The organism is Rhizobium sp. Leaf384 (genome assembly GCF_001424065.1).
GTDB lineage: Bacteria > Pseudomonadota > Alphaproteobacteria > Rhizobiales > Rhizobiaceae > Ferranicluibacter.
In genome coordinates this window covers 202,771-215,925 of record NZ_LMQE01000005.1, presented here as the reverse complement: position 1 = coordinate 215,925, position 13,155 = coordinate 202,771, and the positions used below count along the sequence as shown (strand labels likewise).

The 13,155-nt window shown below is 60.0% G+C and carries 9 protein-coding genes; 6 read left to right on the top strand and 3 right to left on the bottom strand.

Annotated features, from left to right (window positions below; translation table 11 throughout):
* The first annotated feature begins 24 nt into the window (after positions 1-24).
* Positions 25-738 carry a phosphatase PAP2 family protein gene (locus ASG25_RS09455; protein WP_062472876.1) on the top strand — a complete coding sequence of 238 codons (714 nt, stop codon included), beginning with the start codon at positions 25-27 and terminating at the stop codon, positions 736-738.
* On the opposite strand, the gene ASG25_RS09450 is transcribed toward ASG25_RS09455, so the two are convergent.
* On the bottom strand, positions 735-1,322 hold the full coding sequence (locus tag ASG25_RS09450) for a dual specificity protein phosphatase family protein (RefSeq protein ID WP_348271266.1): 588 nt from the start codon (positions 1,320-1,322) through the stop codon (positions 735-737). The two genes, ASG25_RS09455 and ASG25_RS09450, sit on opposite strands and share 4 nt — an antisense overlap.
* A 181-nt stretch (positions 1,323-1,503) precedes the next feature.
* On the opposite strand from ASG25_RS09450, the gene ASG25_RS09445 reads away from it, so the two are divergent.
* Positions 1,504-2,175: a response regulator transcription factor gene (locus tag ASG25_RS09445; protein WP_062474403.1), complete on the top strand. Its 672-nt coding sequence runs from the start codon at positions 1,504-1,506 to the stop codon at positions 2,173-2,175.
* 29 nt (positions 2,176-2,204) lie between these two features.
* Positions 2,205-3,506: a sensor histidine kinase gene (locus tag ASG25_RS09440; RefSeq protein ID WP_244479354.1), complete on the top strand. Its 1,302-nt coding sequence runs from the start codon at positions 2,205-2,207 to the stop codon at positions 3,504-3,506.
* 1,065 nt (positions 3,507-4,571) lie between these two features.
* Here ASG25_RS09440 and ASG25_RS09430 read toward each other — a convergent pair.
* Positions 4,572-6,779, bottom strand: a complete 2,208-nt coding sequence (locus ASG25_RS09430) for a methyl-accepting chemotaxis protein (protein ID WP_062472871.1) — start codon at positions 6,777-6,779, stop codon at positions 4,572-4,574.
* Between the two features lie 336 nt (positions 6,780-7,115).
* Between ASG25_RS09430 and ASG25_RS09425 the strand changes: the two genes are divergently transcribed.
* Complete coding sequence (locus ASG25_RS09425) at positions 7,116-7,421, top strand: hypothetical protein (protein WP_062472869.1); 306 nt, start codon at positions 7,116-7,118, stop codon at positions 7,419-7,421.
* A gap of 744 nt (positions 7,422-8,165) precedes the next feature.
* Here the strand turns inward: ASG25_RS09425 and ASG25_RS09420 are convergent.
* On the bottom strand, positions 8,166-8,693 hold the full coding sequence (locus ASG25_RS09420; RefSeq protein ID WP_062472867.1) for a hypothetical protein: 528 nt from the start codon (positions 8,691-8,693) through the stop codon (positions 8,166-8,168).
* A 1,271-nt stretch (positions 8,694-9,964) separates the two neighbouring features.
* Between ASG25_RS09420 and ASG25_RS09415 the strand changes: the two genes are divergently transcribed.
* Together ASG25_RS09415 and ASG25_RS09410 are read left to right on the top strand one after the other, a co-directional pair.
* Entirely contained in the window at positions 9,965-10,960 is a 996-nt protein-coding gene (locus tag ASG25_RS09415) for a bile acid:sodium symporter family protein (protein WP_062472864.1), read from the top strand.
* A 178-nt stretch (positions 10,961-11,138) separates the two neighbouring features.
* Positions 11,139-13,145: a HAMP domain-containing methyl-accepting chemotaxis protein gene (locus ASG25_RS09410; protein WP_062472862.1), complete on the top strand. Its 2,007-nt coding sequence runs from the start codon at positions 11,139-11,141 to the stop codon at positions 13,143-13,145.
* The last annotated feature ends 10 nt before the right edge of the window (positions 13,146-13,155 follow it).

The following is a 13,155-nucleotide window of genomic DNA, read 5'->3' as shown; positions in this document are numbered from 1 at the left end:
ACAGCAAACGATGAAAGAGAACCGATGCCAAGCCTTCCTGCTGTGTTGCGTCCTGTTGTCGGACGACTGAAAGGCGTCGAGCCTCTCGGGTTGATGATCTTCGGGGTCGTTTCCGGCGGCGTGCTGTTCTTCCAGTGGCTTGCCGACGAGGTCCTCGAAGGTGACACGAAAGGTATCGACGAGACGGTGCTTCTGGCGCTCCGCCAGCCCGGAGACCTGACACGAACCGTCGGATCCGCGTGGGTCTCCCATGCGGCCACGGACATCACCAGTCTGGGCGGCGTGACCGTGCTGACCCTGGCGACGTTCCTGACCGTTCTCTACCTCCTGTCCGTGCGCCGGAAGGCCATGGCGCTCTTTGTCTTCCTGGCGATCGCCGGCGGCTGGCTCCTGAGCACGACCCTGAAGATCTTCATCGCACGCCAGCGTCCCGATATCGTTCCGCATCTGGTCGACATCAACGACTTCAGCTTCCCGAGCGGGCATGCGATGCTCTCGGCGGTCACCTACCTGACGCTCGGCGGCCTGCTGGCACGGCATCAACCGACGCGTGCGGCGAAGGTCTTCATGTTGGCGACGGGCGTGTTCCTGACGTTGATCATCGGAAGCAGCCGGGTGCTTCTCGGCGTGCATTATCCGACGGACGTGCTGGGTGGCTGGTGCGCCGGGGCGACCTGGGCGCTTGTCTGCTGGTATCTCGCACGGCGCCTGATCGCGCCTTCGGACCAAGCCAACTAGCCTTTGGTGGGGGCCTGCTTCTCGAGATATTCCCAGCTCCGGTCCATGGCAAATGCTTGCGAGAGATAGGGAACGGCGATATGTCCGAAGGCGATCGACAACTGACCTTCCGACATTTCTTCGTCGTGTCCCGCGATCTTATGGCTGTAGAGCGCTGCTGCAATGCCGCTGCGGTCCGCACCGGACTTGCAGTGGATGAGGATCGGTTTCGGGGCGTTCTTCATGATCTCCACCAGCTTGTCGGCAGTCTCCGGTGTAACCTCTCGAGAGGCGGACATGGCGAAATCGACATGATCGATGCCGAGCCGGCTCGAGGTCGCTATCTCCTCTGTGTACCAGTGCTCCCTGCGCTCGGGGCCGCGGAGATTGATCACAGTCTTGATACCGTAAAGTCGAACGTAGCCCTCCAGGCTGGCCGCTGATGGTTGGGCAGAGCGGTAGAGCTGGCCCTCGATGACCGTGTGGAAATTGCCGCTAAGCTGGAGATATCCGAGGTAGCCACCCAGGCAGATGCCGGCTGCTGCCATGGAGATGGCGAACGCCTGCGCAAGTCGCGACCGGAGATGCCTGCGTGTGGTGGACATGGGAGGTTGGCCCTTCGATAGCGCGGAGGATGGCGTTTGCCAACCGTGCGACCTGAAGCTGACAGGCACCTGAAGGATACGGGTGTCCATAAGAGTTTGTCGTTCATCCTCGCCTAACATCGCTCTGGTACGACCGTCCGCCCGTGGTAGGGATATTGAAACGCTCCGAGGAGTTTCAGCACTGCGTATATTGCTCGTAGAGGATCATGACCTCATCGGTGAGGCAGTACGCGACCACGTCGCTGCCTCGAACCATGCCGTCGACTGGATGCGGATGATCGCCGATGCCGAAGCCGCGCTCGGCTCGGTGCGCTATGGGCTGGTTCTGCTCGATCTCCAGCTCCCGGACGGTAGCGGTATCGACTTCTTGGGACGGATGCGAAAGTCGGGAGATACGACACCGGTGATCGTCCTGACGGCGCGCGATCAGATCTCCGACCGTATCGAAGGATTGAACGCCGGCGCTGACGACTATCTCGTCAAGCCTTTCAATCTGGGTGAGCTCGAGGCCAGGATCGCCGCGGTCGCTCGACGCTACGATGCAAAGCCTCAACCCGTGTTGACGTTCGGGACGATCGAGATTCAGCGCACCGAGCATCGGATCACCGTCTCGGACAAGACCGTGGACCTCACGGCACGCGAATGGGCGGTGCTCGATCTGCTCGTGGCCCGCCCCGGCAACATCGTCGCGAAAGACCGGATCGAAGAGGCGCTTTATGCGTTCGGTTCCGAGATCGAGAGCAACACCGTCGAGGTCTATGTCAGCCGGCTGCGCAAGAAGATCGGTCGCGACAGGATCAGGACCGTTCGGGGGCTCGGTTATGCCTTCGGCGATGCGATGGGTGACAGATGAGGAACAGGGCGAGCATCACGCGACCGCTCATGCTTTCCCTGACCGGAATGCTCGTCGCCTTCTGGCTTGTCGCGCTTGGCCTTGGCGTTCTTGTCATGCGGCACGAACTGGACGAGGTGTTCGACAGCGCGCTCCAGGAGACAGCGGAAAGGCTTCTCGCTCTGACAGTAGACGATCTCGAACTGCGTCAGCAGGCCGACGGCCTTGAGATTGAAAGCCTCAACAGGTCCGGCCGGCGCGAGTATCTCGTCTATCAGGTCCGCGATCCCTCGGGCCGCTTGCTGCTGAAGTCGGACGATGCTCCGTCCACCGTGATCCAGCCGGAAATGGACAAAGGCTTCAGCGATACGACGAAGTATCGGGTGTTCACGTCCGTCAGTCCCGACGGCAAGCTGATCCTGCAGGTGGCAGACCGCTTCTCCAATCGACGCGAGGCGGTCCGCGAAAGCGCGGTGACGATGCTTATCCCGCTTCTCCTCCTGATCCCGGCGAGCATCGTCTCGATCTGGCTGGTGATCGGGCGCGCCCTGAAACCGATCGGAGCCTTACGGCAGGCCATCGCGACGAAGGACGGTGGCAACATGGCTCCGCTCGAAGAAGCGCATCTTCCGGAAGAACTGACGCCGATCGCCCATTCGGTGAATCTGCTGCTCGAAAGACTGAGAAATGCCTTCGCGGCCGAACGTGAATTCACGGCGAACAGCGCGCACGAACTGCGAACTCCAATCGCCGGCGCGCTTGCGCAGACCCAGCGGCTCGTCGAAGAGCTTCCGGACGGCCCGGCAAAAGTGCGCGCCCGCAAGATCGAAAAATCGCTACGCGATCTTGGACATCTGGCTGAAAAGCTTTTGCAGCTCGCCCGCGCGGAATCCGGCATTGGCAGCAAGGAGACCGAGGTCGATCTCCTGCAGGTCCTCGCTATCGTCGTGCTTGATCTCCAGCGCGTACCGGGTCTCGACAGAAAGGTGGAACTCAGGCACCCGCACCTCAAGTCGATGCCGCGTCGAGTGGACGTCGATGCATTCGGCATCGTCATGCGAAACTTGATCGAGAACGCTTTCCTTCACGGCGACTCCACGCTTCCGGTGCTCGTGGAGGTGACCGGGGATCATTCCGTAAGCGTCACCAATGCCTGCGATATCGTTCAAGAACACGAGCTATCCGGCCTGAAGAACCGGTTCCGGCGCGGTCGGACGTCTGCGTCCGGCACAGGGCTTGGGCTTGCTATAGCTGACCGGATCGTCATCGAAATGGGCGGGAAGCTCACTCTGTTTTCGCCCGCGCGTGGGCGGATCGATGGTTTCGAGGCGCTGGTCGAACTTTCGCGGTAGCGTATGACAACGGGATTTCCATGGACCTCTGACAGAGCTTCGACAGGTTGCAGACCTCATGGAAGACGATGTTCGTTATCAGACCGATCGTGTGGGGTTTTGTCCTGTTGTTTACGGCCCAGTCGGCAACTGTCGCCACCGGGGCCGGGCAAGACTGCACGCGATATCCTCGTTCGGAGTGGTTGGACAAGGATACGATATCGAGACGGGCAGCAGATGCCGGTTACAAGACGATCGTGACCCTGGATGTCGAGGGAACATGTTATCACGTTCGTGCGCTTACGTCCTCCAGACTCCAGGCGGATGTCTATCTCGATCCTGTCACCGGAGACGTCGTGTCAGCCGTACTGTTCGACGAGTAGTCCAATTCGCGGACGGTCAATCCGTGACCAATCGGGAACTAATACGGGATTGGCGACTTACCCATGCGAGATCGCGGCGCGTCAACCGGACACGGCGGAGATGGTGAACGCAGGAGTTTTTCCGGTTTCTGCCTGCGGCCAACGAAACGGCAGTCGAGCGCCCAACCCGTCCGCCGCGGTCTCTTTTTTCGGTAGCCTGCATGCTTTAACGCGGCCCGAAAAGCCTGAACATCTGCAAGTTTCCGCTATTAGAGTGTCGTTTCCTCGAAAGAAGCGCGTGTTGTCTGGAGGTAGAGGAGGCGACTACTTTTCTCCTCCATGTGCTCCGGCAATGCCCGGCTCTTCGCGAAACAAGACTGGGTCGCCGCGACGGCTACGTCACGCTGAAAGCCTCGTGAGCTTCGAGTCCGAGTCGTCGGCTCGCTGATGGCCTCTTAGCGTCCGTCAGCCCTTTAAACGCTACACGCCGCTACGATGACGAGATCGAGGAGGCGGGTAAGGCATTGCTCGGCTGTTCGAAATGCCGTTGTCGATCAACCGTTTCCTCGGCGCCCCCTTGGACGGCTGGATCTATCCGCATCAAAGGGTCGAAAGTCGTCGAAGTCGACGGCCTTTTACTGTTGCATCCTGGCTAAGTAGGAGAGCGACCGACCACTCGCCGCCGCCGCCTCAAACAATAGGAAGCCGGCGGGAACCCATCCTCTCAGGCAGCCGCGCGAGCCGTGTTGCGAGGTTCGGATCCGCGCCCGAGCTCGAACTGGCCGATCAACTGGTTGAGCGCTTGAACTTCCGTTGCCAGCGTATGCGCAGCGGCCGTAGTCTCTTCGACCAAGGCGGCGTTCCTTTGCGTGTCCTGGTCGATCTGGTTGATCGCGGTATTGATGTGCTGAAGCCCGGTTGCCTGTTCCTGCGCGGATTCGACGATGGCGTTTACGTGTTGATTGATTTCCTGGACCTCTGTCACGATAGCGTCGAGCGCCTTTCCGGTGCTGCCGACAAGTTGAACGCCTTCATCGACCTGCTTGTTCGATGTGGTGATCAAAGCCTTGATTTCCTTGGCAGCGTTGGCTGACCGCTGTGCCAGCTCTCGCACCTCCTGCGCAACCACGGCGAATCCTTTGCCAGCCTCTCCGGCTCGGGCAGCCTCGACGCCGGCGTTGAGTGCGAGAAGGTTCGTCTGGAATGCGATCTCGTCGATGACGCCGATAATGTTCGATATCTGACTGGAAGACTGTTCGATACGCTCCATCGCGGTGACCGCCTGCCGGACAATGTCCCCCGAGCGTTCCGCTCCCAGTCGCGTGCGCGAAACGAGTTGCCCGGCTTCGCGAGCCCGTTTGGCAGCGTCGTTCACCGTGGTGTTGATTTCTTCGAGGGCTGCTGCTGTCTCCTCTACGGCGGCCGCCTGCTGCTCCGTTCTCCGGGCGAGATCGTCAGCCGCCGCGCGTACTTCGTTGGCGCCGGCGTCGATGCCGCGGGCATTGTCGGATACCCGTACAAGCGCGTCCTGGAGTTTCTCGGCCGAACCGTTGAAATCGTTGCGCAAGCCGTCGAGCCCCAAGACGAATGGTTGGCGAATGCGGTATGAAACGTCGCCGTCGGCCAGCCGGGACAGAGCATGGGCAAGGCTGTCAACCGCGAATTTGGTGTCGGCTGCTTCCCTGGCGGCCGTGCGTTCGCGGACGACTCGTTCCTGTTCGCCAAGGCTGCGACTGTTTTCGACATCGCGCTCGAGACGAGCCTTCTCACGGTTGCTGCGGAGAAGCACGTCGAGCGAACGGGAGAGGTCGCCGATCTCGTCCTTCACCTGGCAATCTTTCAATCGGACATCGAGCTCGCCTTTCGCGATTTGCGCCGTCTCGGCGATGACATTCGTAATGCGGCCGATAAAGCGGCCTGCGATGAGCCATCCCGCGAGACCGAGCAGGGCTGCCGCGACCAGGATGGTGACGATCGCGTCGCGTATCATCACGTTCAGCTGCGCGAACACTGTCGACTTCGGTACGGAGACGATCGCATACCACTGAGTATCAGGCGTCAAGTGCACGACTGAGGCGACGGCCAGATGCGTGCTCCCGTCGGATGACACGAGCTCCCGCTCGATGCCAGGCTCCGCAATCAGCTTGTCCCACCCGTTTGTCTGCGCGCCTCCGTCAACAAGGCTCTTGCCGATCAATTCGGGATCGGGATGGGCGATGATTTTACCCGCTCCGGTGACCAGGCTCATGTAGCCAGTTTCCATCGGATGGGTGGCCTGAAGTGCCTTGTTGGTATCCGACAACGACAGGTCGAGGCCCGCTACTCCGACGACCTTGCCCTCGAAATACACCGGCCGGGCTATGGAGGTCATGAGAACTTCCCTGCCGTCGATCATATATGGATATGGTTCGATCACCACCGTCTTCCGTGTCGTGAACGGGACCTGGTAGTAATCTCCGGGGCCGGGCGTCGCGTAGTCGGTCAAGGCCGTGTTGCTGACCTTGCCGTCTCCGCCGCGAACCCAGTAGGGTACGTAACGGCCGGTCCCGTCATGGCCGTGCTTATTTACGAATTCCGCGTCCTTTCCGTCGAAGGCATTCGCCTCCCATCCGGTCCAGAGCGCGAGGATATCGGGAGTGCTCTCCAGCATGTGAAGCATTATCTTGTCGGCCTTGCCGCGATCCGTGTCGGCACTCTGCTTCATTGTTTCTAGAACTGACGCAAGGCCGTTCGCGATCCGCACGGTGCCGCCGATGTCCTTTTCCGAGGACAGCGCTTCCGCCTGCGCGATCTGGCGCATGTGGTCGAGACTGTTTTCCCGCGCATTCTCGTACACCCGGTAGAAAAGCACGCCGGAGGTCGCAATCGTCGCGAAGACGCCGCAAGCTACCACGGCAAAGACGTTTCGTCCGGTCGTCGATTTGAACAGCATTTCACCCTCTTCTGACACGCTTGCCTCGACCGTGCCTGTCCGCCCACCGGCCCCGTTCGCATGAAGATAAGGTTTAAAATTTAACAAAATTATAGTGGATGCGCCTCGGCACCGCTGAAACGCTGCGTTGCCTGTGAAGGCGACAGACGTATGCCATCGGAGTTTTCCAGTTTACCGACGCGGTCACGCGGACTGTGGTGGTGCGCTCGCTACCGAACGTGTGTCTCTTGCGGACCGAAGAACCGATGCACTTGTAGACTGGAAGTTCTAGACTGTGCGGCGTACATAGATTGGCGGGAACGGCTTCGTTATGACAACTGGATCTGGACGACATAGATGGGTGAATTCCAAAACCGCGCGATAAAAATGCTCCAGCTTACCGAAAGCGTGTCGCACCTCACCGATACGGTCGAACGTCAACGGCAGTTTCTGGAAAACGCGGTACGGCTGTACCTGGCAATAGGTGGAAAACTGACCGACTTCACGCAGCTTGAGCAGCCTTTGGATAAGAACCTAAAAGTTGGTAAAGAGATCGGGTCGATGATAATCGAGCTCTCGGCGCTCAGCAATCTGCACGATATGGACATGATGCAAGCGGCAAAGATCGAACTCGAAAGACGAGTGTCAGGCAGGAGCGTTTAACGCCAAGCCGCTGAAGGGCGTTTTTCCGCCTGCAACCGGGGCAGCATCGCGCTTGCAGTGTGATGCTGCCCTCGAAGCCATGTGGATGCAGGCCAAAGAACTTAAGCCGAAAATCGTCGGTTACTATCCTTTGAGAGTGCCATAGTCCCTCGTGTTCCATCCGCGAGTATTCGGACTGCATCGCGTTCCAGAAGTCGAGAACGGACCAGGTAGGGTAGTTGTAGGACATTGTGCCGAACGGACTGGACCGCCCGAGCCGGCAAGGTGGCTGGACGTGAAGGGGTCGGTTGGTTTCGCCGATATGTAGGCCGCGGAGTGACACGGCATGAACGTGCCGTGTCCGATGGCATCAAAAAGCTGATCGGAACAGTCGCCGACGTGATCGACTACCATCCCGGTCGGTTCGAGTACCTCGTTTCTGCCGCGCCCATCTTTGAGGAGAACCCGAGCGCAGGCCTGCTAGCTGCAGCATCGCGCCTACATCTTGAGAAAGCCCTCGTAGCTTCGCCATGGGGCGGCTGCCATAAGGGAGGCACCCTTCAGCGTCGGCTACAAGGTCGGACCGCCGGTAACGTCGGACCGCCGGTGCTTTTTTAATAAATTCGCGGTAGTGTAGCGCCATGGAAGAGAACTTCCCGCGATCGACAGAGTTCTAGGTCTGCCGACCGCGCCACGCAAGTGGTCTTAGCAAGCCGCGTACTAACCTACCGCGTACTAACCTACCGCGTACTAACCTACCGCGTACTAAGCAGCCGATGGGATCGCGTATCCCGTCGGCTGGTCACTGATCCAGCGTTCGGGCGTTGCCGATGTCCAGCTGCTGCTTTTGGCACAGTAAATGCCGGGGAGAGGAAAAAAGCCGTCGATCGCTAAAAGGCTCTCAGTGGCGACCGTCGCCACCGGCAAGTCATATGCAATCGCAGACGCCGCAACGAAGACGTGATGAGCCAGCTTCGGATACCGCGCTTTGGGCTGCGGCAACCAGGTGTTTCTAAGAGGCCTGCATTCGAGCATTTCTGCAAGTACTTTGGCGGCTTCATGGTCGCGGCCTTGGAGAAGCGGCCAAGTCTTTTTTTGAGAGCTTAGCCAATCACGGAGCCTGCACGACCGTTGCGGGTCGTTGATTGAAACCCTTAGGATTCCGCGTTCAATCTCGGTGACCACCGCCAAGGGAAGAACGATTGAGTTGTTCGCCAAGAATTCGACCACGTGAGGATTGGGTCTTGGTTTGCTTGCTTCGCTAACCAGGCACGTCGTTCCGATAAACGTCATTTCTAGTCTCCTTTACATTCATCACCGCCTCCGGGGGCGGTGGTGCGACCATGACGTAAAATCACCGGCGTTTGGTAAACGAGAAGAATTCAAAGACCCGAAATCTGTAAGTTGGGTCCCGGCCTGCTCTAGTGACCGACCACCGTGACGTCTGTGTGAGGAGATGGTGGTCGTTGCACATGTGCGCTCCATCTACTTAAGAAATGCATGTGGAAAAAACTTTCATCGGGAAAACGTTTTTGGAGCGCCGGTGCTGGGTCTGGGGTGGTACCTGCTGGCGACTCCGAACCGTCAGATTAGATGTACAAGCCAAGTCGGTTCGACCGCAGCGGCGCCTACTGGATTGTTGAGGTCATGCCGCAAGTCCATTCGAAAGCGCGCAGTTTGAATTTGCCACAGCTTGTCCCGAGCGTTGGGTTGCGGCCTTGACGCGGAAACGCGCGCATAAACGTGCATTAATTCTAAATTAAAAGGGGAATAACTCGCCCCGGTTCGTAAGCTCTACGCAGCAAACCTCCACCTCACTCACTGTTCGAATCCTTGGCCGATTGGGTCTTCGGCAGCGCCTTGAGCGAGTGCGCTGCGCCGCCGGCGAGCACGCAAGTTCGGTGCCAATGTGCGAGACGCAGGCTACCGGTTCCTCGTTCCAAAACTTCCCTCGTTTCCTTTGCCTCTCCCGCGCGACACGCCAGCGCGGTGTCGCAATCGACACACCGTCGAGAGCTTTGGTGCATCGGGGGCAGTAAGATCATCGGGTCGATCAGGCACCGAGTTTCTGAATTTTGGAGCCAGCATCCGCGTAGGTGCACTCGACGCAGGCCCGCCTGAGCATCAGGCAAGCCTCAACAGCCTGAGCGTGGCAACGAATTTACTTTCGAGAAGATGCGACTCCAGACTGATCTCTCGGATGACCAGTCTCACAATCCTTCAACCGACGAATGGGCTAACGAAAGTTCAAGTCGTCGCGGCGCGGCGTTTCATCCGAAGCTACGAGAAGTAGGCACTCACTGTTTTAGTATTTCTTCATGATAGTGGATGATGACGCAACAGTTGCCTTATAGCGGTAGACGCGGATCAAGGGGCTCGGTAACGCGAATCAAGGGGTCTGGACGCACATCATTCGGCAAGGAGCAGGCGAGATGGGTGAGGTTGAGCATGGCTATCACGCTTTGCGATGACTGTTAGTGTTTGCATTCAGTTTTATGATAAGCGATGACGCGGTTCTTGTCCAAGGCAGGGCCTCGCGTCGCTGTCCGTAAGGAACTGCATTCATGCGCCGCTATCTCCCCGATACGTTCACTGTGCTCCTGGTCTGCACCGTTATTCTCGCCTCGCTTCTGCCGATCCACGGGCGCTATGCCGAGGCGTTCAATGTCGCGACGGACATCGCGATCGGGCTCCTGTTCTTCCTGCATGGCGCACGCCTGTCCCGGGACACGGTGGTTGCCGGCGCGCTGCATTGGCGCCTGCATCTGACGATCCTCCTGATGACCTTCGGCATCTTCCCGCTTCTGGGTCTCGCCATCGGCTTCATACCCACATCGATCCTCGCGGCCCCGCTCTACACCGGCATTCTTTTTCTCTGTGTTCTGCCGTCGACCGTCCAGTCCTCGATCGCGTTCACGTCCATGGCGGGCGGCAACGTGCCCGCCGCCATCGTTGCAGCATCCGGCTCCAACATCTTCGGCATGTTCCTGACACCGCTTCTGACGGGCCTTGTTCTTTCCACGACGGGCAATGGCGGATTTTCCTGGAGCGCGCTGCAGAGCATCCTCCTCCAACTCATGCTGCCCTTCGTCATCGGGCAGATCCTCCAGCCCTGGATCGGCAACTGGATCCGCTCGCGCAAGAAGCTGCTGATGCCGGTCGACCGCGGCTCGATCCTGATGGTGGTCTACCTCGCCTTCTCCGAGGCCGTCATGGAAGGGCTTTGGCACACGTTCTCGCTCGGCGACATCGCCACCGTCATCGTGGTTGACATGCTGCTTCTCGCCACCGTGATCTGCATCACCATGTTCGGAAGTCGCCTTCTCGGTTTTTCCAAGGACGACGAGATAACCATCACCTTCTGTGGATCGAAGAAGTCGCTGGCAAGCGGCGTCCCGATGGCGAATGCGATCTTCGGCAACGCCTCGTCATCCGTCGGCGCCATCGTGCTGCCGCTGATGCTGTTCCACCAGATCCAGCTGATGGCCTGCGCCGTCATCGCGCAGCGCTATGCGGCACGGCGTGAGCAAAGCGATGCGGCGAAGTCGGTGGCGGCGTAAGCAAGAGGCCTGAGCAGGGAGGCGCGCCCAAGGCCCGGGCGTCGCACCGACCATCGGCCCGGAATGAACCGTAAAATGCGTCAGCATTCGCTTGCGCTGCCTATGATGTAAACCATCACTTAAATCTCAATGCCTATGTTGCATCGCAATCTTTGACATGTACGGCTTGAGGCAATCTGTGAAACACATTCCGATCATTGGGAAATTCCTGAGCCTGATGGGCGTTTTTGCGCTCTTCTCCCTCGGTGTCGCGTTCTACTCCGGCGACCGGATCATGAAGACCGACGCCGCCTATACCGCACTTTTGAGCAAGGAAGCGAAAGCGGCAACGGAACTGGCGCTGGCCAACCGCGCCTTTCAGAATGCACGTGCTGCGGCTGGCACCTTGATGATCGTCAATTCCGAAGCCGCCAAGGCCTCGGCATCCACCGAGCTTGAGGCCGCCAAGACGGAATTTGCTGCGGAAATGGATGCGGCGCTGGCTGCAACGCCCGACAATGCGGCAATCTCGGATCTGAAGGCCAAGGGGCTATCCATCCTGACCGAAGCCTGCGGCAATGCCTTCGGCCGCGCTGCGGCAGCCAAGGGATCGCAGGACCGACTGAGCGCACAGGGCGCGTTCCTGCGCGAATGCGAGATGAATTTCCCGGTGATGAGCCAGGCACTGGCGCAGGAAACCGCCGAGCTGCTGGCCGTCGCGAGCACGGTCAATGACCACCTGACGGACGAGTCGATCCGCACCTACTGGATCACCTTTGCCCTCGTCGTCCTCGGGGCCCTCATCGTCATCCTTGCCGCCTTCTTCGCCATTCGGTCATGGCTTGTCCGGCCGATCGACGCTCTGGACAGCGCCATGCAGCGTCTGGCAACCGGCAATCTCGAGACGGATGTCACCGGAACGGAACGTCGCGACGAAGTCGGCGGCATGGCACGCGCCGTCGAGGTTTTCAAGGAAAACGGCCTGAAGGCGCGACAGCTGGAAACCGCGGCAAACGAGCAGCGTTCGCTCAGCGAAGCCGAGCGGCGACGTCAGTCCGAACGCGAACATGCGCAGGCCGAAGCGATGGCGCAGGCCACGAGCGGCCTCGCACAGGGCCTGGCGCATCTTGCTTCCGGCGATCTGAGCTTCCAGCTGACCGAGCGCTTTGCCGATGACTTCGAAACCCTGCGCACCGACTTCAACCGGGCTGTGGAGCAGCTTCGCAGCACGCTAAGTGCCGTTGCCGATGCGACCGGCTCGATCGACAGCGGCTCGCGCGAAATCAGCCAGAGCGCCGACGATCTGTCCCGCCGGACCGAGCAGCAGGCCGCATCGCTTGAGGAAACCGCGGCCGCCCTGGACGAGATCACTGCTAATGTGGCGAACTCGTCGAAGCGCGCAGAGGAAGCCCGGACGGTCGCCGTTCAGGCGAACGACAATGCACGCCGGTCCGGCGCGGTCGTGACGAGCGCCGTCGATGCGATGAGCAAGATCGAACAGTCCTCCAACCAGATTTCCTCGATCATCGGCGTCATCGACGAAATTGCCTTCCAGACGAACCTTCTCGCCCTCAATGCAGGCGTCGAAGCTGCCCGCGCGGGTGAGGCCGGCAAGGGCTTTGCGGTCGTGGCGCAGGAAGTGCGCGAACTCGCACAGCGGTCTGCGAAGGCCGCCAAGGAGATCAAGGACCTGATCCGGAACTCCTCCGGCGAGGTTCAGAGCGGCGTCAAGCTTGTCAGCGAAACGGGTGAGGCGCTGAAGACCATCGAGGCGTACATCGTCACGATCAACCAGCACATGGACGCGATCGCGACATCCGCCCGCGAACAGTCTGTCGGCCTTGCCGAGGTCAACACGGCCGTCAACCAGATGGACCAGGTGACGCAGCAGAACGCCGCCATGGTGGAAGAAGCCAACGCGGCCGGCGCGACGCTGGCCACAGAGGCGACGCGCCTGAAGGATCTGGTCGCCCGCTTCCAGTTTGGCGGCGCCTCCTCGGCAGCCTATGCCCCGGAGCCGGTCGTTGCGTCTCAGCCGGCCTTGCGCGCCAAGGGCGCAACCCGGCCGGCGCTCGCCTCGGCAACCCGTGCCATCCCCGTCGCATCTCCGGCGCGCAAGATGGCGAACACGCTTGCGCGCGCCTTTTCCGGCGGTTCCGCGCGTGCCGCGCCCTCGGCGACAGCGGACAATTGGGAAGAATTCTGATCCCGCGACA

What these genes read in the sequence shown, in the direction of transcription:
- ASG25_RS09455 (WP_062472876.1), top strand. Translation starts at nt 25, where the DNA reads ATGCCAAGCCTTCCTGCTGTGTTGCGTCCTGTTGTCGGACGACTGAAA.
- ASG25_RS09450 (WP_348271266.1), bottom strand. Translation starts at nt 1,322, where the DNA reads ATGTCCACCACACGCAGGCATCTCCGGTCGCGACTTGCGCAGGCGTTC.
- ASG25_RS09440 (WP_244479354.1), top strand. Translation starts at nt 2,205, where the DNA reads ATGCTTTCCCTGACCGGAATGCTCGTCGCCTTCTGGCTTGTCGCGCTT.
- ASG25_RS09430 (WP_062472871.1), bottom strand. Translation starts at nt 6,779, where the DNA reads ATGCTGTTCAAATCGACGACCGGACGAAACGTCTTTGCCGTGGTAGCT.
- ASG25_RS09425 (WP_062472869.1), top strand. Translation starts at nt 7,116, where the DNA reads ATGGGTGAATTCCAAAACCGCGCGATAAAAATGCTCCAGCTTACCGAA.
- ASG25_RS09420 (WP_062472867.1), bottom strand. Translation starts at nt 8,693, where the DNA reads ATGACGTTTATCGGAACGACGTGCCTGGTTAGCGAAGCAAGCAAACCA.
- ASG25_RS09415 (WP_062472864.1), top strand. Translation starts at nt 9,965, where the DNA reads ATGCGCCGCTATCTCCCCGATACGTTCACTGTGCTCCTGGTCTGCACC.